We start from the raw sequence: 22,912 nt of genomic DNA, 5'->3' as shown, positions 1-22,912 counted from the left end.
GCTATTTATCTCCTCCGCAACCGCAGCCACCATGGCTATGAGTCTTTCCTTCTTCAACTTTCAATTGCGCTTTTCCTTCTTCTGACTTGTACATAGCTTGTCTTCTCATTGATTCATCATAATTTACTAAATGACCATCAAATTCAGGTCCATCAACGCAGGCAAATTTAACTTCTCCTCCAACGGTTACTCTACAAGCTCCACACATTCCTGTACCATCTACCATTATTGGATTTAAACTTACTACAGTTGGAATTTCTAATTCTTTAGTTAACATTGAAGTAAATTTCATCATTATCATTGGCCCTATAATAACTGCATGATCATATTTCTTTCCTTGATTGTTAACTAAGTCTTTTAACATATCTGAACCAGTTCCTTTAAATCCATGGCTTCCATCATCAGTCGTAACATAAAGATTTGCTGAAACAACTTTAAGTTCTTCTTCATATATTAATAAATCCTTATTTCTACTTCCTAGTATAACATCTACAACTATTCCATGTTCATGCATCCATTTTACTTGTGGGTAAACTGGCGCTGCACCAACTCCACCTGCAATAAATATAAGTTTCTTTTTCTTTAACTCTTCTAATTCTTCATGAATAAATTCACTAGGAACTCCCAATGGCCCAACAAAGTCAGAAACTGAATCTCCTTCATTAAAAGCAGCTAATTGCTTAGTTCCTTTTCCTATAGCTGCGAAAACTATAGTAACTGTTCCTTTTTCCGCATCATAATCTGCTATTGTTAAAGGTATTCTTTCACCTTTCTCATCATTTTTAATAATGAGAAATTGACCTGGTTTTGCAGATTTTGCTACTTTTGGAGCTTCTATATCCATTAAAAATATATTATTTGTAAGCTCCTTTTGTTAACTATTTTATACATATTTTTGCTACCTCTTCTCATATGTTTATTAGCACATCATATATTATTATTCTTTGCATATTTATTAATCATTCATAACTAAAATTGGCTTAATTACTGAACCTTTCTTAGAATCTTCAAAAGCCTTGTTAATTTCTTCAAATTTATAAAACTTAATTAACTTATCAAATGGGAATTTTCCTTCTTTATAATATTCAATAATTTTAGGAATGAATACTTGTGGTATTGAATCCCCTTCTATTACTCCAATCATAGATTTTCCTTCACCCATTAATGCATTTTGTACATTTATAGTAACATCTCCTGTTGCTCCAACTATAGCACTTGTACCTAATGTTCTTAATGCATAAAGTGCTTGATTAACAATCTCAGGAACTGCAGTTGTCTCAACAGTATAATTAGCTCCACCATTTGTTATTTTCTTTATTTCAGCTACAACATCAGTAATTTCTTTGCTATTCACCACATCTGTTGCACCTAATTCCTTGGCTAATTCTAATTTTTCTGCACTTCTACCTACAGCTATAATTTTGCTGCAACCAGTCAATTTTGCTGCCATAATAGCACTAAATCCAACAGCTCCACATCCAAATACTACAATTGATGAACCAAATTCTGGCTTTAATCTATTAAGAACTGTTCCAGCTCCTGTTTGTATTCCACAGCCTAAAGGTCCTATTAATCTTAAGTCTACATCTTTATCTACTTTTGTTATATTTCTAGTATTTACAACAGAATGAGTTGCAAATGTTGATTGTCCAAAAAGCATAGCGATTTCTTTTCCATCTTTTGACAGACGTGTAGTTCCATCATTCATTATTCCACCAAAATTTAACTTGTTAAAATCTTCACACATATATGCATGACCTTCTAAACAATTACTGCAACACCCACATGAGCTAAATGATATCCCTACATGGTCACCAACTTCAAAATTACTTACTCCTGGTCCTACTTTTTCTACAATTCCTGCACCTTCATGGCCTAATACTATTGGAAGTGGTGTTGGAATTAATTGATCTCTTACTACTGAATCTGTATGACATACTCCTGTAGCAACAATTTTTACAAGCACTTCATTATATTTAGGTTCTGCTAATTCTACATCTTCTATTATGAACTCGTTTCCTTTTTCATTTATAACTGCCGCTTTAATTAACATAATTATCTCCCCTTTTCATATATAGATTTATTCACTTAAATTTTATCATTTCTTCAATTTTCAACACAATCAACAAAATGTTTATGCTATTAAGCTTTTTGTTTTTACTGACTAATTTATATAATTACTACTTAATATTTTAGCAACTTCTAATAATATTCCTTGCGATATTTATAGAAGTTCCAACTTTTTGTTTATACCAATACACTTTATATTGTTTTACTTTATGAAGAATTCTTATATATAATACAATCATCACCATCGTTAACCTTATGAAAATCTCCTTGTTCTTTTTCTTCATATAAATGATATTTATATCTACAAGGCTGCGTACATGTTCCTCTATTAGAATCCCTGCCAGTCATATAATTTGATAATAAACACTTGCCTGAAATCCCCATGCACATTGCCCCATGAACAAAAGCTTCTATATCACAAGTCTCTGGTAGTTCTTTTCTCATTGTCTTCAACTCTTCAAGGCTCATTTCTCTAGCTGCTACTACTCTTTTAATTCCAGCTTTATGCCAAAACGATGCAGTTTTGTAGTTTAAATTACTAGCTTGAGTACTTAAATGTATTTCAAGGTCTGGTGCCACTTGATGCGCTATGCTAAAAATTCCAGGATCAGCAATCAGTACAGCATCGACACCTATTTCATATAATTCAGTAATATATTCTTTAAAGATACTATTTTTAACACCATATAACATACAAGCAACTATTTGTTCATCAGAATACTTATATTCCTTATGAAAAAGTTTCATATATAAACAACATCTTAACTTATTACATTTAGTTTCTTCTTTCAACTGCACCAAATTGACACACTTCTATACAATTTCCACAGTGTAAGCAATTTTCTTGCTTAATCACAACTAGCTTTATAGATATATCTATACATTTTTGTGGACATTTTGAATAGCATATTCTACAGAATCTACTGTCACAAACACTGTTGAGTAAATGTAATTGATCATTTTTCTCTAGTAAAGTAAATAGTTTCTAAAAGCATACTAATGCTCATTTAATGATTCACTTATTTTATCTTCAAAACTCTTTATGATTTTTTTAATATTTCTACCTAGTACTTCAATATCTTTCTTTTTCGCATCATCAATATGAACTCCAGCAGAAACTGTAATATTACACATAAATTTAGAACTAAATTTCAATGCAATATTTCTAGCCATTTCATCCTCTTTATGACCTGTTATGCAAATTACACTCGCACTTGCTGAATTGCTACCGTCTCCTGTTAGACTTTTTCTTGGAACTGCAACTGCAACTGCACCAATATGAGGCACATCACCTCCAAAAATACATATGGAAACATCTTTACCACAAAATAATGCATGAAGAAAAACTTGATACTTTCCTTCTCCTACATTCAAAGAAATTTCTTTCACTTGAATATTCTCCCTTCTAATTTATGTTAAAACTCATCGCTTTTTCAGTTTTATTAATCAATAAAATACACAAAAGTATATTTTTCACTTTATTGAAATCCAATGAGTATAATTAATAGATATAATGTTATACATGGTTATTGAAAAAAAGTCGCTATAGAATTTTAACCAAATAGAAGTTATATGAGAAATATTTATTAAAAATAACTATCATATAACTTAATAGTGCTGAATTTATAATTCATTCTTTATTTTTTTAATAGTTTTGGAACAGGTGGAATCTGATCTAATTCATCAAATTCTTCAGGCTTTAATTTGAACCTTTTATCATACTGTTCTGGGTTAGTTATATTTTCACCTTCTGTGCTTCTCCATGAAAATTTACATGTATCACATAGATATACTTTCCATGCATCACCAACTGGTGATTTTACCATTACGTTTACTAATTCCGAATCACATCTAGGACATTTCATTATTTATTACCTCCTTGTATAATCTAGTTGTAACATTTGATAGAAAACTATTTATCTTTCTAACGAACATTACACCTCTTATTATTTTTAATATTCTAATTTATTACTTTGCCTACGCCCCGATAGGGAATATGCATTTCATATCTTAAATAGTTTTTTATTTAAATTCCTTAAAGGAATCTAACCAAGTTTTATATAGTCTAGTATAATACTCCTGAATAGAAGATAGATGTAAACCTCCTGGGAGGTCTTTTAGAACCTATACCCGTAAAAAAGCGTATCATTTCATCAGGTAGAATTCTATGTTTAGCTGGTTGGGTTTCCCTTCGGGAATTACCCGTGTCACAAACAAGGTTATAAGCTATCTGACAGAGTGGAAGTTCTATTCTATATCTAAAATTTAATTTAAGGAGATATATACAATGTCTAATTTTTTTTATAGTCCTGTAATAGGAATTGATGTTTCAGCTGATTTTTCATATACTGCAATACTCGCACCGAATGGTGATATTTATAAGAAGTCATTTAAAATAAAGCATGATCTCAATGGCTTCAACCACTTAGTTAATGAAATAAAAAAAGTGGAAGAAGAGTTTAACATGAAAACTGCAATTTTCATGGAGTCCACTGGCGTGTACCATTTATCTCTTTTCCACTATCTTAATAAATATTTCGATAACACATTTGTTATCAATCCACTCGTTACTAAGTCTAACAAAAATGGCGACATAAGAAAAGTGAAAAATGATAAAAAAGACGCTTTATCTATTGCAACAATAGGAAAATTTCAAAACATTAAGTTATCACAACAACTTAGCCTTGATATTTTTCTTCTGAAAAATCTTGTAAGAGAGTATTACAAACTTACAGATACTAGCTCTACTTTTAAGAAAAAATTATCCGCTGATTTAAGAGTTATTTTTCCTGGCTATAATACTATATTTTCAGATTCAACATCTAAAAGTTCAATTGAGCTTTTAAGTCAATATCCAACGCCACAATCAATTTTAGAGGCACCTAAGGAAAATATAATTAAGATTTTCCTTGATAGCTCTAAAAAGGGCATTATCTGGTCGGAAAATACATATTCCAAATTATTTAAGGTTGCTAATGAAGCTAAAATAATTGGCTTACCGTTAGACGGTTTAGCCGTCAAAATAGCCAGCTCTATAACATTAATAAAAACTATTCAATCAGAGATTGATACATTGTTACAGAAAATTAACAATTTTATACAGTCTGAAACTTTTCCTGAATCTATTAGAGCTAATATTGAACTAATTGATTCAATTCCTGGCATAGGGCAATTAACTGCTATTACTATAATAGCTGAAATAGGTGATATTGATGGTTTTCTTAAGCCCAAACATCTTGTAGCTTTCTTTGGTATTGATAGCTCAGTTAATCAATCAGGTAATTTTAAAGGCGATGATAATAAAATTTCAAAAAGAGGAACTCGAATCGGTCGAAGAGCATTATATTCTGTTGCACTAGCTTCAATCCGTAACAATCGTAATGGAGTTCCTATAAATAAAGTCCTATTAGATTATTATCAAATAAACCTTAAAGGCAAAAAGCCTAAAATCGCCTTAGTCGCTATAATGCATAAAATTATAAACTACATTTTTGCTGTTCTCCGAAATCAAACTCCGTTTGAGCAAAGAGATCCCAAAATACATAAGCAAATGTTCCTAGAAAATAACTCTTTAAACAAAGTCGCTTAATTTTATTCCAATTTCTGTAACCGTTCGTGTTTTGAAACGGTTTGTTTGCCATACTCTTTTTCCAAAAACTATTTTTTTGAAAATTAACTTGACTATTATTAGCTGGTCTTCTTTAACTAAATCTCTAAGAATTTCTGACCATTTTTCTACACCAATTGGAGTTCCTAAAAGTTCTGTATCTCTTCCAAAATCAGGTGCTACTGGTGTTGTTGCATCAATAACTAATTTAGTATGCATTCCTACAGGTTCTGAAGATGGATCTAACGGCATACCTGGAGCATATGGAATTTTAAATACATCTTTATCTGGACGTACTCTAGTTGTAAGAGCCCACATAACTTGTTCAAGATTGAATGGATCTACAAATTCATCTACAATAATAACAATCTTTGTATATGACATTCCATGAGGTGTTGAAAGAAGTCTCATTGCAACAGCCTTTCCATAACCTCCAAAACGAGATTTTGTAGATACAATTGCAGCCATTCCATGTGTATACATAGCATTTACCGCTTCTACTTCTGGGAAATCTCTCTTAATTTGATCATAAAGAGGAATGCTTGTATTAAGTGCCATTAAGTAGTCAATTTCTGTCCAAGGCATTCCAAGATATAAGTTTTCGAATATAGGATTTTTTCTATGAGTTATCTTTGTTATTTTAACAATTGGTTGAAGACGTGAACCCGAATAACTTCCTGGAAATTCTCCAAATGGTCCTTCAATTTCTCTAACTCTTGGTTCTATATATCCTTCCAATATAATTTCCGAACGAGCTGGAATATCAAGATTACTTTCTTCTGCTTTTGTAAGTTCTATAGGTTCTCCTTTAAGTGCTCCTGCAAAATCATATTCTGATTGTACATATGCTATTGGTGTACTTGCCATGAAGCTTAAAACTGGATCATTACCAAGACAAATTGCTATTGGAAGTCTTTCATTTTTTTCTTCTGCATTTTTTAAGTGAACTGCTATATCATGGAATGGTAATGGCTGAATAGCCACTTTATCTTTACCTTTTATTTGGATACGGTATGTTCCACAATTTTGCTCTTCATAACTTTCTGGTTTGTTAGGATCTCTACTAACTATTAATGCTTTTGAAAGATAAAATCCTGCATCAAATTCATTTATTCTGAATAATGGAAGTACATCAAAAAGGTTAATATCTTCTTCTATCACTACTTCCTTTACTGGAGCATCCTTTTTATCAACCCAAACTGGTTTAATTGGATACTTGTCCCAAAGTTCTTTTAATCTAAAGAATTGATCTTTAACTGGAGTAGCTTTAGGCATATTAAGCATTAATGCATGATTTTGCCATGATCCATGTACATTAAGTACAACTGGATTTTTGTATCCTTTAATGTTTTCTACAAGAACTGCAGGTGCACTTTCCATATTTGGTGCACAGCGACCAATTGCACTAAGGTCTGGTTCAGGCATAACCTCATCTTTTATTCTTACTAATTGCTTTTCTTTTTCTAATAATTCTAGAAATCCTCTTAAATCTTTATAAGCCATTTTTAAACCTCCTGATTTTCCATAAAATTATATGTATTTATTTAAAACAGAACGATATCTGTTTTACTACTTTTTATATCTTCAATTCACATTTAAATCTATTTTTCCTTTAGTCCATCCCAACGTTTTAAATTAGGTAAGATAATTCCAAGCTGATCTACTGTTCTATATGCTATGTGATCTACTATGTCATATATTGTCTTGGGATGATTATAAAATGCTGGCATTGGTGGCAAAATAACTGTTCCCATCCGAGATAATGCAAGCATATTTTCTAAATGAATACTACTCAAAGGTGTTTCTCTTGTTAAAAGAATTAATTTTCGACCTTCCTTTAGAATAACATCCGCTGCCCGGGATATGAGATTATCTGCAAGTCCCATGCGAATAGATGCAAGGGTTTTCATACTGCATGGTGAAATAATCATAGCATCTACCTGAAACGATCCACTTGAAATTCTTACCCCTAGATCTATTGTTTCATATGTAAAATCGGCAAGCGCTTCTACTTCTTCTACTGTATAATTTGTTTCTGATTCCAAAGTTTTTCTTCCCCAACTTGATAATATAAGATGCGTTTCTACTTCCTTAATATCTTTTAATATTTCTAGAATTCGAATTCCAAAAATCGCTCCAGTTGCTCCTGTAATTGCTACTATAACTTTCAATAGTATCACCCTCTTTTTCTTATTTTCATATACTTAATTATATGCTATTAAAAAAACTATTGAAAATATCTATAAAGTATGTTTCAATACCTTTAAGGTATAATAGAAAGGAGTTAACTAACTATGGATATTCGTCAATTAAAATATTTTGTTGTAATTGCAGAAGAAGGTAGTATTACAAAAGCTGCAGAGCGCTTATTTATGGCTCAACCACCACTATCTAGACAGCTGCAAGCAATGGAAAATGAACTTGGAGTTACTCTTTTTAATCGTACAAACAAAAAAAATATGTCACTTACTCCACAAGGCAGGATTTTTTTAAAGAATGCTAAGAGAATACTTTACACTATGGATGAAGCTATTACGGAAGTACAAGAATACAACTTACAAATGTCAAAAAAATTATCAATTGGTACAACCATTTATTGTTCAGAAATTATGCTTCCTGTTTTAAAGAAGTTCCGAGAAAAATATCCTTTTATTATTCCAGAAATTCATGAAGGAAATATATCTCATTTAATGGACTTATTAAAAAATCATACGATTGACATAGTAGTTTCTGCACTCCCTATTCATACAGAGGGGTACATAACCAAAGAACTGCAACCTGATAAGTGTGTCTTTGTTGCTTCTAAAGCTTTCGAATGGATAAAAGAATGTATTTCTCTTGAAGAAATTTCTAGAGTTCCTCTACTTCTTCTCAATGCACCAGATTCAAACAGTTTATATAAAAAAATCACAAGCGAATTCGAGAGAAAAGAACTAAAATTAAATGTTTCATGCGTATGTCATGACTCTGGTTTACTGTTAAAGATGATCTTAAACAATTTTGGTGCAACAATTTTACCAAAATCAATGGTTGATAATATGTTAGGTAAATTTATGCGTATCATTACCATTGAGGATGATCCTTGGACTACAACTCCAAATTTAATTTGGAGAAGAGAAGGATATATTTCCTCAACATTAAGAGAATTTATTAAAACTTTTGAATCACAATCTTCTAAATAAATTATACTTATCTGATTTCTCTTGAAAGTTATATTACATCTAGCACTCTTCTTTCGATATCTTGACTAAAATATTTTCTTTCCTCCTTATTGGGGACACAATTGGATATTCTATCTATAATAATAAATATGATTTATTAACTCCACAAGTAAGCACTTTTAAGTGGTATAGTTTCTTAAATGAAACTATTAACATATATCCATTAATTAACAGATTACTTTTTATTCAATAAAAATAATAATGGAATTAACATTTATCTATCTGTTAATTTTTTACCTTTACAAATCTTTATTTACCTAATTATCTGTAAAATATATTATTTGTCACACTGTATTTTCTCAAAAAATACAGCTAGCATAAAAGTCAACTGTTAATCTTTTCAACATAAAAATACCCACGAAAAATCCCAATTTTCGTGGGTTTTATAGTGGATGCGAATCGTAACCAGCTTCAATACTATTATTTAACTACTCTATTTTATAATTGGCAGAAAAAACTGGATATCTTCAAAGACTATAAAAGGTATAAGCTCAAGCACAGTAATTTACAATATTGTTGAAACGGCTAAGGCCAATGGCTTATCAGTAGAAAAGTATTTAGTATATTTGGTTTGAAATGCTTACCTTTCCTTCATTTCGTGCGCCCTTTTTTTAAATCCAACTATTATATTTGTATAACATCAAACCATAAGCCAATTAATAATGTTCTTGCAACTTTAAATCAATTTTTATTCAGTTTTATCAATGAGTTTCGAATTTATCTATTGTAATTATATATTAATTTTAAAATCAGACTCATTTATTTCACTTACTTCTTTTACACCCGCAGCTAATTTATCCATAGCGCATCTATTTATAATTATTATTGAATCACTCTCTTTTTGTATATATTTCTTTTGAATTAAACAATTTACTACATTGTATAAATTTTTTCTACTTACTGATAAAATTTCACAAAGATTATACATACTTTTAAATTTAAATACATCGTTCTCAGAGTTTTTGAGAATATGATATGCAAAGATTTCTTCAAATTTAAATAAATCTTTAATCATTAATTTCTTATACATATAATATATCCTTTTACTTGTTTTAAATAAAAATATTTTTAAGAAATCTGGATTATTTTCTAATTTTTTGAATGTTCCCTTTGCTATTTTTAACAATGTCACATTTGTTCTTGCAGTTATATCACAAAACAAGTTTTCCTCATACATATAACTGATTTTTCCGACAAAATCATTTTTGGATACTTCATCTACCAAAATGCTTCTTCCAGACCTCGTTATACATTCTACTTTAACCCTTCCATCTAAAATAAAAAAAATCTCTTCAATGTTTGCACTAGAATGAGTTATGTATTCTCCTTTTTTAACTTTGATAATTGATATTTCGCTTAAATATTCTTTTATATAATCATATATATAAATTTTTTCAATATTATTTAACTCCATATATACAACATCCCTTTTAACATATAAATATTTTTCTTTAATTAAAATGCAATCAATAATTCATATAAATTATACCAATGGCTTTACATTGGATAAAGAGCATATCAACTTTATATTATAATAAATTTCAATATTAATTTAATCATCAATCATCAATTTTTAATAACTCTTCTTATTATAATTATAAAGGCATAGCAATTCCATATAAATAATTGCCAGCCTTTCTTTCAGTTCTCCACTATTTTTCTACAGAAATGAAGTCATAATCCTCTTATATTTTAAAAAGGTGTATTATCTCCTACATAACAGGCTATGTTGTTATTTAAGTATATTTGTTGCAAATACTCTAGTTTTTCCTGTGTTACATCTCCATTTTCATGATATTCATATTCTTTTCCTAATTGATTCCACTTAGTTTCACCTAATCTATGAAATTTTAAAAGATTAATTTCATATAGTGAATTTTTATTCATGAACTCAATTAATTCATATGCATTTTCATCACTGTCGTTATACCCTGCTATAGTCGGTTGCCTTAATACCACCCTTCCACCCCATTTATATTTCTTAAGTGTTGCAATGTTTGATAGAATTAAATCGTTATAAACTCCTGTTCCTTCTTTATGTTTTTCTCTATTCATATTTTTTACATCAATAAATGCAAATTCAATATATTCAAATACTTTCAAAAAAACTTCCTCTTTTGCATATGCACTAGTTTCAATTGCTGTATGAATCTGCAACTCTCTGCATTTTTTTAAAACTTCTATTAGAAATTCATCATGCAAAAGTGGCTCTCCACCAGTAAATGTCACACCACCATCAGGTCCCCAGTTATTAAAATCACGTCTTAAAATTTTAACAATATCATCCACTGTATAGTCTTTAACACATTGCTTAAAAACATTATTAGGACATATATTTACGCAATCAAAACTTTCACATTCCTTACATACATTTAGTTCAATACTTGGCTTTTCATGTTCCTTAAACATAATAACTTCCTTAGAGCATACATGTTCACATGCTCTGCATCCTTTATCCCATTTGCACATATTTCCAGCAAACATAATATGTTTTCCTTTAATCCAGCTTTCTGGATTAGCACACCATCTACATTTTAGTGGACATCCAGTAAAAAATACATTTGTTCTACATCCTGGTCCATCATGAACTGAAAAACTTTGTATATCAAATATTAAACCTTTTTTATCCATAACCTCATCCTATCTTGCTTCATAGCCTGAACATGTACAGGCATTCATTGATGAATATGTCCAGTTTTCTTTTTCTAGACCAGTACATATTCCGATTCCATACTTATCAGGTTTTGAAAAGTTTTTGCAATTACTGCATTTATCAGCTGGTTTAAACTTAGGACATGCATTGCTGTTTTCTCCATCTATAGGGACAATTGCTTTACACAATGCACACATTCCTTTTTCACAATCTAGATTTATATAATTTTTACAATCGTAATGTCGCATAAAATATTTCCTCCATGTCTATATATTGATTTTATTAAATTCATCTATGTTGTACTATATAAGCATACCATTTACTAAATACTACACTTAAATATTAGTTTATATACTAAGTGCTTTGTTTTTAGCCTATACTACACTTCGTATTCAGTTCTATATATAACTTCATCTTGAATTGGCTTACCAATCTCACACCAATATTGTGTAAATCCAGCTACACGAACCATTAAATCTCTATAATTATCAGGTTTTGCCTGTGCGTTCCTTAAAGTTTTAGAATCAACTACATTAAATTGAACGTGGAAACCACCTTTTCTCATGTATGCTCGTACAATTTCAAGTAACTTTCTTGTTCCATTTAGACCTTTAACTGCTGTTGGATGAAGTTTTAAATTCATTTGTGAATTTTGCTGCATTGAATGATCATAAACTGTTGCTGATTCAAATATAGCATAAATACCATTTTTATCTGTTCCTGATGCTGCTGATAAAGATCCATCTGAATATGTAGTACCCGCAAGTCTTCCATCTGCAGTAGCTAATGTTATAAAACCTTGAGGACCATGTGTAGATACTGAAATTTGACATAAATATTCAGGTTTTCCATAGTATGATTTAAATTTTCTTGTCATATCATACATATAATACTCATAATCTCTTAAAATACTATCTACATACATATCTGCATTTCCATATTTAGGTGCATTTAAACATGCTGCAAAAATCTTATCATACTTGGTGCTATTTTCTGTACTTATTCTTGTATCTGGTGAAAATACACCTGTTTCATATGCAGTCTCAAATCCAAAGTTATTCACCATTGCATCAGTCATTTCTTCAATTGTAAACTTTTTGCCATCAAAAATATTCTTTTTAATTGATGCTAATGAATTAATTAAAGTTATTGTTCCGCAAGATTCAAAGTTTATACTAGCATTATATCTTGAGCCCATCATACCAATATCAATTCCTTTTGTGAAGCAATCTGGTTTAAGAAGTGAATTTACTACTGGCATATTTTTTGTTCTCCAAATATCCATTTGAATATTATTAACTCTATTAAGAACATCTGTAGAAAGTTCTACATACTTTTGCCATTGGTCCATCATTGTTTCATATGAATCTATTTTTCTATTATGAGCTGGGTACACTTGTTTATCTGTTCTATTATCTAATCCATTAGTTAATACAAGTTCTAAAATCTTTGGTAAAGCTACAAAGTGAATACCTGTAGCACATGAAGGTGATGCTCCTCCTGGAATCATTGTTACTTTTCCATTATAATGAAGCGGCATAAAACATCCAGGTGCAGATTCAAGACATCCTCCAAGGCACCATGCTCTTGCATCAACAATGTCCATACCTTCTGATCCATAATTTCTTAACATGAAATTCATACCTGCTTGATTATTCATCCATGCGGGGTATCCAAGTCCAAGTTTTGTACATGAGGCTGCTTTCATAAGAAAATCTTCTGGTGTTTTTTCGTCATATAATATGCTTAAAGTTGGTTGTGGAGTTTGATTTCTCATACCAGCTTCAATTATTAAATATTCTAGTTTAGTAACTGCAGAAAGCCCATTATAATTTTGTCCACCTAAAGAAAGATTGTTAAAGGTATTTCCAGAAAGAACTCCTCCTGACACTCCTGCAGATGCAAAACATTCAATACATGTAATCTTGATTCTATATAATTCTAAAAGCTCAATTACATCTTCGTCTGTCATACTTCCATCTTCAATATCTTTTTCATAATATGGTTGTAATATTTGTCCTAATCTCCCCATTGAAGTACCTGATTGTGGATCTTCATTAACTACACCATAATGACAACAAAGTGTCATTTGAATTGCTTCCCAGAAATTTGCGGGCTTTTTATGAGCAATGTTACTCATAACTTCTGCAATTTTATCATAATTAGCTTTTAAATCTGAATCTGTTTCAATTGATGAGAGATATTCAGCCTGCTTTGAGTAATTTTCACACCATGCGCTTAATCCTTTAGTGATTTCCTTCATAGCTATATAGTAATAGCCTCTACTCATTCCAAGTATTCCGTCATCACCTGCTTCACCCATAAGTTCTTCTATCTTTTCATCACACAATTCTATGATTTTATCAAAACCATATTCTAAAGGCATATAATAATTCATTACCTCACGGCCTTGTGGAATCGCCCATGAATCAAACATACAGATTACAGAATCCATAATAAGTTGTTCTTGATCATAACCTGGAGTATATTTTGCATATTTTGCACTTAAGTCTTCTATTGATTTTCCATCCCAAGGCTTAGATGTCTTAACTAAAACAGGAATTTCTTCTTTTCTCATCCCAAATTTTTTAGCAAGACTTATGACTTCTCCATAGCTTTCTGTAACATTTCCACCTCCTGAACCAACTACACTTACTGAGTCAGCTTCGCTTTCTGAGGGTGCATCAACCTCATTCATTAAAGCTTCTGCCTGAGCATTAAAAAAACTAGCGCAAACCCATGGAAATGGAAAAGCACCTCTAACATTTTTTGTCTTATTCATTACGAGTTTTTCATATGGCAAAATTGTTGGGGTTATATGAGAAAGACATGCTGCCATAGCTTTAGCTCTTCTTACTATAGTTACATCCCCTTCATTTTCAGACCACGCTCTGTTATACCAGTATGGTGCCTCCATATCAGCTGTAACTTTCAAATTATAATAAATCTCCATAAGTCTTTTGGTACTATCTTTTGCTTCTGGAATTTTATATTCCTTGGTATCAACAACATCATTCATATTAATACCACGCATTTTTAATACTTCTTCAAGTTTGGTTTCATTTGAATTCATTTAAATCTCCGCTTCCTTCCATAATATGTTGTTTGTTAAACATTGTATTTATCATCTATCAAATATCAGATTCAGAATGCTTATCTATCTATTATTTCCTATTTAGTCTTAATTTGCATTCAAATCTACATATATTATATTCTTTGTTGCTATCAATCAAATAGTGTAAATTACACTATCTAAAACTGATTATATAAAATAATACATATAACATTACGTAAACATAAAAAATTAGCGTATAGATAAACGCTTCTTCATATTGTTAAAATCATCATAGTAATTTTATCAATTGAGATTTACATTTATTTATCCGTTAATTTCTTTTACGTTTATGTTATCCACAGATTAATAGAAAGTCCTTCCATTAACCATTTATATTGCTGAAATGAAATGGCTTTAACGTCATCTTCATCACGCGGCCATTGAAATTTTCCAGTTTCAAGGCACTTATATAAAAGACCTTTAATACAATCTGTTTTCTGCCGCAAAATAAAAATAGAATTCCACTATTGAAGGGATCGAGTTTAAATTCTTACTGCAATATACTGGCAAATCCGTCGATGCCTCTTCTCAAATCGCTGTAGCCGCAGGCAATGTAGATTTTTTCAAAGCCAGATGCATTATTTAGCATTCGATATCACCTTCAACAATAAAAATATAGATAATTTTATGACTAAAAAAATTTATCTGATTTTATTAAAAAAGAAGATTTGTGGTCTGTATGGATTAGATTACAAATAACTATTATAATTTTTAATATAAAAGGCGCTAATCTGCGCCTTTTGTTTTTCATATATAAGTGTTTTTTATTCTTAACTGCCTACTGACAAATTAGTTGCTGATTCACCTGTAGTTCCAACAATTACAATTGCATCTGTACCATTATCTATGTTGAAATCTATAAGTCTTTCTAATTCTTCAAAATTAATTCCATTCTCATTAAACGGTGTGACTATTGCAACTGCTGCACCAGTAAATATTATTTCCTTCATAAAAACATACCTCCAAATTGTTAATACTTATATAACTCTAAATTATCCTTTAATAAAGCGACACTTCTATTACATTTATAAATTCACATATTAAGTCAGCCACATAAAATATTTAATGCAGCTTATATAATTATTTTTGTTTATTGTATCTTATATGTAATAATTTGTGTGCCCATCCTTCTCCTGGAGCTTCCTCATAATTTTCATACATCTTTAATAATGCTGTATTTTCATGAGATTTTCTTTTTTTCAAATTTTTGTCCTGATTATACAAAACAGAAGCCCTTAATGCTTTAATATCTACTTTTTCTCTTTCCTTTGCACTTATATATGGTTGTCCTCCTCCATTTATACATCCGCCAGGACAAGCCATAACTTCTATAAAGTGATATTGTTTTTCATTTATTTTTCCGCTTTCCATAAATTTAAATAAATTTGATGATCCATTAATTACAGCAATATTATATTGCCCTTTATCAATTTCTACGGTGGCTTCTTTTATTCCAGCAAATCCTCTAACTTGGGCATAATCTATATCATTCAAATCTTTATTCTCCAAAAAATCCTTAGCACTTCTAAGTGCTGCTTCCATAACACCACCTGTAGTACCAAATATAACTCCTGCTCCAGTATACTCTCCCATTGCTGGATCTGCTTTGCTATCCTCTAAATCAATAAAATTAATCTTTGCCTCTTTAATCATTTTAGCTAATTCTCGTGTAGTAATTACAGCATCTATATTTTTAATCCCATTAATAATCATCTCGCTTCTATCTGCCTCATATTTTTTTGAGGTACATGGCATTACTGTTACTGTAAATACATCTTTTGGATCTAATCCTTCTATTTGTGGATAATAAGTTTTGCTTGCAGTTCCAAAAATTTGCTGAGGAGATTTTGCAGTAGATAGATTATCCAAGAATTCAGGATAATAGTTTTCAACTAATCTAACCCAAGATGGACAGCATGATGTAAACATCGGAAATGGTCCATTGCTTTTGACTCTCTGAACAAATTCAGTTGCTTCCTCCATTATTGTCATATCAGCTCCAAAATTAATATCAAATATTTTTTTAAAGCCAAGCATTCTTAATACTGTATATAACTTTCCTGTTACATCTACACCATAGACTAATTTAAACATTTCTCCAATTGAGGCTCTAATTGATGGTGCTATTGCAACTATTACATGTTTATTAGGATCTCCTAATGCATCTTTAACTCTATCCATATGTGTTTTTTCAGATAAAACTGCTACTGGACATGCCGCTACACATTGTCCACATAATAAGCAATTAGTATCATCAAAACATTTACCATCTAATGAAGAAACTTTCCTATCTGAGCCTTTACCTATAATTTGAATCATTCCAGTACCTGTTTTTTTCTTACAGGCGGACACACATCTTCCACATAATACACATTTACTTCTATCAATAACTATTGATTTGCTCCTATCATCAATATATTCTCTTTTATCTTTAATTACAAAAGGTCTATTAGCTTTTGCCTTAGTTTTTATAACTAATTTTAAGAATTCACAATTTTCTCTTCTATTACATGGTCCACATTTGAATTCATGTTTATCAAGTAGCGTTGCTACTCTTGTCTTAACTCTTTCTTGTACCTTTTCTGAATCTGTTCTTATTACCATTCCATCAGAAACTTTTGTAATGCACGCAAGTGACAAAGCTTTTTTCCCTTCAATTTCTACTGCACATACACCACATTTTCCTACATTTCCACAATCATTTAAATAGCAGAGAGTGGTGATATCTATATCATTATCTAATGCTGCTTTTAATACAGTTGTATTTTCATCCTTTACATCAATGCTTTTCCCATTAATTGTTACGTTTATCATTATAATAAGCCCTCCATATGTTCTATCTTCCAATTTATCAATAAAACTACAAATATAATTTGTAAATTGAAAGTTCCTCATTTCAAGCGTTCTTAGTAAAGTTTTTAAAATATTTTGCGCTATTTCATACTATTTAGGCACAATTAAATAAACAACAAATCCAAAATTGCATAGATATTTTTCGTAATACAAGGAGAGAGAATCTTATCATAGCTAGGCTATTATAGTAATTTATGACATAGCATGCTAGAAAACAACCTAGCAAATTGACTTGTTATTCATTTAATTGCGCTTTATTTATAATCTTCTACGAATTTAATTATTCTTCTAATACCTTCTTCAACATTATTCATAGATGTAGCATAAGAAATTCTTACATAATTACTTACACCAAATCCATCTCCTGGAATAACTGCTACCTTTTCTCTATTTAAAAGTGCATTAGAAAAATCTATAGAATTATTAATTTTATTACCATCTATTACCTTTCCAAGCATTTTTGATATGTTAATCATAATGTAAAATGCTCCATCTGGTTTTTTGCAGGAAAGCATCTCAGTATTATTTATCTTTTCAACTATGTAATCTCTTCTTTTCTTAAATTCATTAACCATTTCCTTTACAGAAGCTTGATCACCATTTAATGCTTCAACTGCTGCATACTGCGCTATTGAATTAGGATTAGATGTAGTATGACTTTGTATACTTGACATTATTTTAATTAATTTTTCATTTCCAAGAACATAGCCGATTCTCCATCCAGTCATAGCATACGTCTTTGAAATGCCATGTATTATTATAGTTCTATCATATGAATCATTGCTTAAGCTTGCTATGCTTGTATAATTATCACTTTCATAATTAAATTTTTCATATATCTCATCAGATATTATTAATAAATTATGTTTATTTGCAAAATCAGCTATCATAGTCAGTTCATCTTTTGTATAAACTGCCCCTGTTGGATTATTAGGATTATTTATAAGAATTGCTTTTGTATTTGAAGTTACTACGCTTTCTAATACAGATTTAGTATATTTGAAATTGTTATCCTCATCTCCAAATGCAAATACAGGTACCCCATCTGCAAGTTTAATTAATTCAGGATAACTAACCCAATACGGCTTAGGTACAATGACCTCATCCCCTGAATTTAAAATAGTTGCAAAAACATTCCATATGCATTGCTTCGCCCCAGTTGATATCATAATTTGAGAGTTAGAGTACTTTAAATTGTTATCTCTTTTGAATTTATTAGCTATTGCACTTTTCAATTCATTTATACCAGAAGCTGATGTATATTTTGTAAATCCTTCATTTATTGCTTCTATTGCTGCATTTCTAATATTTTCAGGTGTATTAAAATCTGGTTCCCCTGCACCTAAAATTATAATATCTTCACCATCTTTTTTCATTTGTTTTGCCTTTGATGTAATAGCTAAGGTAATCGATGGCTCAATTTGTTCTGCTTTTTTTGAGAATATCATTTTGTAAGCGCCCCCTTAATCAGTTTACAGTTACATTAATAAAGAAAGAATAATCAAAATTACCAACTTTTATATCTATAAACTTTTTCTATCTGTTTTCTTTTGCTTTTTTATATGCTTCAACAAATCTTCTAGCTTCATTTTCAACTGCTGCATAATCCCCAGTTGCTGCACCCTTTGTTAAATTACTTCCAGTTCCAACTGCAACTGCTCCAGCATTTACCCATTCATGTATATTTTCAACAGCAACTCCACCTGTTGGCATAAATTCTCCTTGTGGAAGTGGTCCTCTAAATGATTTGATTACTGATGGTCCATATAAATTAGCTGGAAATATTTTGATTATATCAACGCCATATTCTAAAGCAGTGATTGCGTCTCTAACAGTCATTACTCCTGGAGTAACTAAAACTTTATATTTATTACATATCTTTAATGTATCAACGTCAAGGCTTGGACTAACAATAAATTGAGCTCCAGCAAGTATGCAGATTCTGGCTGTTTCAGTATCTAAAACTGTTCCACAACCAACAACTACATCAGTACCTTTATATTTTTCTACTGCCTCTTTAAGCATTTCCATTGGATTTGGAACTGTCATTGTAAGTTCCATTATTTTTATTCCACCTTTTGCTGCAGCATCTATGCATTTAATTGCCTGCTCTTTTGAATCTCCTCTAATTACAGCAATAACTCCAGCCTCTTTTATTCTATTTAATACTTCTTCTCTTTTCATTTTCTACACCTCTTGTTTTATTTCTTATTATAAATTTTTATAGTTCAATCTTTTTAGTGAGTTCTTTATGGTTTGTTTAATTAAAACCTTAACTTAATCTAATAACTTCACATACTTTATTAATAATTTCTTTCTCATATCCAAGCTTTTTTAGAAATAGTCGTACTAAAATTTCATTTACCTTTAAATTGTTATTATTTCTTTCCATAACTACTCCCTCCTTCATAGCATCTAAAAAAAATAATAAGTCAATGCTACATGTTTATTTAAACCAAAAAGCTTGTTTATTACCTAAAATAATCTGAGTGAACATTTGGGTATAATACGACACTGATTAAGACTATGCATTTGAGCTTAATTATTTCAACTGATTTTTAGCTAAGATTCTCTCTTAATAAAATATATACTGACTTGCTATTTTTTTAATACGCTGAATTAAGATTTACTATACAATTATGGTATTATAGTGTAATCTATATATCAACAAATAAAATCCAAATCTGTGCTAGTACAGTTCTTAAGGAGTGGTTCATTTTGCTTAAATATGAAGAGATTATAGAATATATTAAAAACAGTATAAAAACTGAGAAATTAGATCATCCTAAGAAATTGCCTTCTATAAGATTTATTCAAAATCTGTTTCATTGTAGTGCAGGTACAGTTTTGAAAGCTTATACGAAACTTGAACAAGATCATATAATTTATTCTGTTCCTAAAAGTGGGTACTATATAATTAATGATTTTCATGATAAAAGTTCATCCAAACATCCTATTATTGATTTTTCAGCTGTAAATTTAAACGTGGAATCTTTTCCTTATAAAAATTTTCAGCATTGTCTAAATAAATCGATCGACTTATATAAAGAAAAACTTTTTACCTATTCTGATCCTAGAGGATTGAAATCTTTAATAACAGTATTATCAAAACATATTCAAAGCTATCAAATATTCACAAAGTCAGATAACATAATTATTACTTCTAGCTCTCAACAGGTATTGAACATATTATCAACTATGCCATTTCCAAATGGTAAATCTAATATTCTTGTTGAACAGCCTACATATTATGGAATGATAAAATATCTAGAGCTTAATAACATACCTGTTCTCGGTATTAATAGAGATTTTAACGGAATAGACTTAGATGAATTAGAGAAATTATTTAAATACGGTAATATAAAATTCTTTTATACTATACCAAGATTCCATAACCCAACTGGAACTTCATATAGCAAACAGGAAAAGCAGGAAATTATTAAATTAGCAGCTAAATATGATGTATATATAGTTGAAGATGATATTGCTGCAGATTTAGATATGAATAAAAAAAATGACCCTATGTTTTCATATGACACTTCTTCAAAAGTTATATATCTGAAAAGTTATTCAAAAGTACTTATGCCAGGCTTAAGAGTTGCAGCCCTTATTTTGCCAGAATTATTGATTAATAAATTTTTAGAATATAAAAGGTGGACTGATATAAGCAGTCCAATACTCTCTCAAGGGGCACTGGAAATATACATAAAGAATGGTATGTTTGATGCCCATATGAAACACTTAGTCAGTTTATATGCTAATCGTGTACATTCATTAAAAAGCACTTTATTAGAAAATAAACATCCAAGAATAAACTACAATATTCCAGATTCCGGGTATTTCGGATGCCTTTACATAAATGGTTCATTAAAATATGATAAAGTGATAACAGAACTACAACATAAAAATATAAAAATATTTGATACGAGTGAATGTTTCCTTAAAGAATATAAGTGTAATAATTATTTTAGACTTACCATTAGTGAAGTAAACGAAAAGCAAATAGTAAAAAATATTCCTATACTTCTTGAAGTTCTAAATAAATATATTGACTAAACTTACTGAAATAATAATAATAATAAAAGTTTGTGTAAAAAACCATTAATTATAAATACTATTTGTTAAATTCTTGTTATTACATAAATAATTTTCACCTATTTATGCAATGACTAAAATTTATACATATATCCTTTATGAAAACAAAATAAAGGAGGTAAATTAAATGGAATATTCTTTATCTATGACTTTTTTAACTGTCGCTGGTGAAAAAAGTACTTTAAGTGTTTCTGGGGTTAAACCTACTCTTACCAAAGATGAGGTTAACGCACTTATGGACACTGTAATTGCTAAAAATGTTTTCAAAACTAATTCTGGTGATTTAGTTAAGAAATCTGGTGCTCAAGTTACTCAACGACAAGTTACTAAATTTGATGTAGCTTAATTTTGAATAACATTATAGAAGCTTGTCTTTAAGTGAGAGTCCAAATTTTATATTTGGGTTCTCGAACTTACTCAGCAAACGAATGTGAGTTGAGTTTCCTTAATAGACAAGCTTCTATTTTTTGTACTTTCTTCATTAAGTAATTTGATTCATAGCTCATTGATCTTTTTCATTATAAAATCTATCCATTTTTGAAATACCATTGTTTTGATATTTATATTTGTCTCTCCATTTGGTACTGTATATTTTTGAACTGCTCCCTGTCAAGTATACAAGGGATATAATAAAAATTATGCTACTAAGGTATGATTCGATATTCTAGTAGAAGCCATACCTTTTAGCTTATTTTGTAGTCTTCTTGTCTTATAAAATTCTATATATTCATCAATAGCTTTTTTAAGATCATCAAATGTATTAAATTTTTTAGATAGTACATTTCAGATTTTAGAATGCCCCAAAAGCCTTCCATCGGACGATTAGCTATATCTTATCCGAATGTTGCTCTGACAATTTTTTACCCAGCTCATTTAAAACTTCATAAGCAGGCTCTAAATATTTACAAATATCCGTCAAAGAATATTCCACATGAGGAGGAATTTTATTAAATTCCTTTCTTTTCACAAGACCATGTTCTTCCAAAGACTGCAAGGAACGGGTTAGCATAATATTAGTTATTCCAGGTATATTTCGCTTAAGCTCATTATATCTAATGCTTTTTGTACGGTATATAACGAACAAGATAGGCAGTCTCCACTTTCCACCAATGATTTCAAGAGCGTCAATAATGTGACATTCGTCTTTGTAATAAATTATCTTGTTTCCTTGTTGATCTGTCATCAGTAATACCTCCGATTTTAAGGCACAAAATTGTGCGTACTTGTTATTTTCTTACCTATAAAACTATAATAACACTATACATCAAAAGCAAACAATATGTAAGTGATACAGTGCT

At 30.2% G+C, this 22,912-nt stretch carries 21 protein-coding genes and 3 pseudogenes; 4 read left to right on the top strand and 20 right to left on the bottom strand.

Features of this window, described 5'->3' with window-relative positions:
- Position 1 precedes the first annotated feature (1 nt).
- The 6 genes and pseudogenes from F3K33_RS11575 to F3K33_RS11550 form a co-directional block, all read right to left on the bottom strand.
- Positions 2-891: pseudogene (locus F3K33_RS11575) on the bottom strand (sulfide/dihydroorotate dehydrogenase-like FAD/NAD-binding protein).
- 64 nt (positions 892-955) lie between these two features.
- Positions 956-2,053 carry an NAD(P)-dependent alcohol dehydrogenase gene (locus F3K33_RS11570; protein WP_039773721.1) on the bottom strand — a complete coding sequence of 366 codons (1,098 nt, stop codon included), beginning with the start codon at positions 2,051-2,053 and terminating at the stop codon, positions 956-958.
- A 224-nt stretch (positions 2,054-2,277) separates the two neighbouring features.
- A complete protein-coding gene (locus tag F3K33_RS11565) occupies positions 2,278-2,817 on the bottom strand; it encodes a peptidase U32 family protein (protein WP_084670604.1) in 540 nt (179 codons plus the stop codon).
- A 28-nt stretch (positions 2,818-2,845) separates the two neighbouring features.
- Positions 2,846-2,938: a 4Fe-4S binding protein gene (locus F3K33_RS11560; protein WP_338032048.1), complete on the bottom strand. Its 93-nt coding sequence runs from the start codon at positions 2,936-2,938 to the stop codon at positions 2,846-2,848.
- A gap of 128 nt (positions 2,939-3,066) precedes the next feature.
- Positions 3,067-3,459 (bottom strand): prenylated flavin chaperone LpdD, encoded by a 393-nt coding sequence (gene lpdD / locus F3K33_RS11555; protein WP_051144946.1) that lies wholly within the window; start codon positions 3,457-3,459, stop codon positions 3,067-3,069.
- Between the two features lie 248 nt (positions 3,460-3,707).
- Positions 3,708-3,935, bottom strand: coding sequence for a non-oxidative hydroxyarylic acid decarboxylases subunit D (locus F3K33_RS11550; protein WP_039773722.1), 228 nt, complete (start codon positions 3,933-3,935; stop codon positions 3,708-3,710).
- A 422-nt stretch (positions 3,936-4,357) separates the two neighbouring features.
- Between F3K33_RS11550 and F3K33_RS11545 the strand changes: the two genes are divergently transcribed.
- Positions 4,358-5,659: an IS110 family RNA-guided transposase gene (locus tag F3K33_RS11545; RefSeq protein ID WP_154862458.1), complete on the top strand. Its 1,302-nt coding sequence runs from the start codon at positions 4,358-4,360 to the stop codon at positions 5,657-5,659.
- On the opposite strand, the gene F3K33_RS11540 is transcribed toward F3K33_RS11545, so the two are convergent.
- Positions 5,642-7,180 carry a non-oxidative hydroxyarylic acid decarboxylases subunit C gene (locus F3K33_RS11540; protein ID WP_274596501.1) on the bottom strand — a complete coding sequence of 513 codons (1,539 nt, stop codon included), beginning with the start codon at positions 7,178-7,180 and terminating at the stop codon, positions 5,642-5,644. The two genes, F3K33_RS11545 and F3K33_RS11540, sit on opposite strands and share 18 nt — an antisense overlap.
- Before the next feature lie 98 nt (positions 7,181-7,278).
- Positions 7,279-7,848, bottom strand: coding sequence for a non-oxidative hydroxyarylic acid decarboxylases subunit B (locus F3K33_RS11535; RefSeq protein ID WP_039773518.1), 570 nt, complete (start codon positions 7,846-7,848; stop codon positions 7,279-7,281).
- A 123-nt stretch (positions 7,849-7,971) separates the two neighbouring features.
- Between F3K33_RS11535 and F3K33_RS11530 the strand changes: the two genes are divergently transcribed.
- Positions 7,972-8,859 carry a LysR family transcriptional regulator gene (locus F3K33_RS11530; protein ID WP_039773517.1) on the top strand — a complete coding sequence of 296 codons (888 nt, stop codon included), beginning with the start codon at positions 7,972-7,974 and terminating at the stop codon, positions 8,857-8,859.
- Between the two features lie 769 nt (positions 8,860-9,628).
- Here the strand turns inward: F3K33_RS11530 and F3K33_RS11525 are convergent.
- From F3K33_RS11525 to F3K33_RS11485, 9 genes and pseudogenes are all read right to left on the bottom strand, one after another.
- Entirely contained in the window at positions 9,629-10,312 is a 684-nt protein-coding gene (locus F3K33_RS11525; protein ID WP_051144908.1) for a Crp/Fnr family transcriptional regulator, read from the bottom strand.
- 278 nt (positions 10,313-10,590) lie between these two features.
- Positions 10,591-11,529 (bottom strand): 4-hydroxyphenylacetate decarboxylase activase, encoded by a 939-nt coding sequence (gene hpdA, locus F3K33_RS11520; protein ID WP_039773515.1) that lies wholly within the window; start codon positions 11,527-11,529, stop codon positions 10,591-10,593.
- A gap of 9 nt (positions 11,530-11,538) precedes the next feature.
- Positions 11,539-11,799 (bottom strand): 4-hydroxyphenylacetate decarboxylase small subunit, encoded by a 261-nt coding sequence (gene hpdC / locus F3K33_RS11515; RefSeq protein ID WP_039773513.1) that lies wholly within the window; start codon positions 11,797-11,799, stop codon positions 11,539-11,541.
- Positions 11,800-11,930: 131 nt separating this feature from the next.
- Entirely contained in the window at positions 11,931-14,624 is a 2,694-nt protein-coding gene (gene hpdB / locus F3K33_RS11510) for a 4-hydroxyphenylacetate decarboxylase large subunit (protein ID WP_039773512.1), read from the bottom strand.
- 329 nt (positions 14,625-14,953) lie between these two features.
- Positions 14,954-15,112, bottom strand: a complete 159-nt coding sequence (gene tnpB, locus F3K33_RS27140) for an IS66 family insertion sequence element accessory protein TnpB (RefSeq protein ID WP_167514413.1) — start codon at positions 15,110-15,112, stop codon at positions 14,954-14,956.
- 345 nt (positions 15,113-15,457) lie between these two features.
- Positions 15,458-15,616, bottom strand: a pseudogene (locus F3K33_RS11500) (dihydrodipicolinate synthase family protein); the annotation flags it as partial.
- Between the two features lie 130 nt (positions 15,617-15,746).
- Positions 15,747-17,480, bottom strand: coding sequence for a ferredoxin hydrogenase (locus F3K33_RS11495; protein WP_039773509.1), 1,734 nt, complete (start codon positions 17,478-17,480; stop codon positions 15,747-15,749).
- A 293-nt stretch (positions 17,481-17,773) separates the two neighbouring features.
- The gene (locus F3K33_RS11490; protein ID WP_039773508.1) at positions 17,774-18,967 is read right to left on the bottom strand and encodes a pyridoxal phosphate-dependent aminotransferase; all 1,194 of its coding nucleotides are present in this window, start codon (positions 18,965-18,967) and stop codon (positions 17,774-17,776) included.
- Between the two features lie 88 nt (positions 18,968-19,055).
- Complete coding sequence (locus tag F3K33_RS11485) at positions 19,056-19,703, bottom strand: bifunctional 2-keto-4-hydroxyglutarate aldolase/2-keto-3-deoxy-6-phosphogluconate aldolase (RefSeq protein ID WP_039773507.1); 648 nt, start codon at positions 19,701-19,703, stop codon at positions 19,056-19,058.
- 534 nt (positions 19,704-20,237) lie between these two features.
- Between F3K33_RS11485 and F3K33_RS11480 the strand changes: the two genes are divergently transcribed.
- Both F3K33_RS11480 and F3K33_RS11475 read left to right on the top strand, forming a co-directional pair.
- The gene (locus F3K33_RS11480; RefSeq protein ID WP_039773505.1) at positions 20,238-21,575 is read left to right on the top strand and encodes an aminotransferase-like domain-containing protein; all 1,338 of its coding nucleotides are present in this window, start codon (positions 20,238-20,240) and stop codon (positions 21,573-21,575) included.
- 166 nt (positions 21,576-21,741) lie between these two features.
- A complete protein-coding gene (locus F3K33_RS11475) occupies positions 21,742-21,960 on the top strand; it encodes a DUF2922 domain-containing protein (protein ID WP_009168791.1) in 219 nt (72 codons plus the stop codon).
- Between the two features lie 149 nt (positions 21,961-22,109).
- Here the strand turns inward: F3K33_RS11475 and F3K33_RS27035 are convergent.
- The 3 genes and pseudogenes from F3K33_RS27035 to F3K33_RS11460 all read right to left on the bottom strand — a co-directional run.
- Positions 22,110-22,211 (bottom strand): annotated as a pseudogene (locus F3K33_RS27035) (phage antirepressor Ant); the annotation flags it as partial.
- A 39-nt stretch (positions 22,212-22,250) separates the two neighbouring features.
- A complete protein-coding gene (locus F3K33_RS27135) occupies positions 22,251-22,337 on the bottom strand; it encodes a hypothetical protein (RefSeq protein ID WP_420808878.1) in 87 nt (28 codons plus the stop codon).
- 103 nt (positions 22,338-22,440) lie between these two features.
- Positions 22,441-22,797, bottom strand: a complete 357-nt coding sequence (locus F3K33_RS11460; RefSeq protein ID WP_012058467.1) for a winged helix-turn-helix transcriptional regulator — start codon at positions 22,795-22,797, stop codon at positions 22,441-22,443.
- Positions 22,798-22,912 lie beyond the last annotated feature (115 nt).

Source organism: Clostridium beijerinckii, from assembly GCF_008705175.1.
Classification (GTDB): domain Bacteria; phylum Bacillota; class Clostridia; order Clostridiales; family Clostridiaceae; genus Clostridium; species Clostridium beijerinckii.
This window is presented reverse-complemented; position numbering and strand designations above follow the sequence as displayed.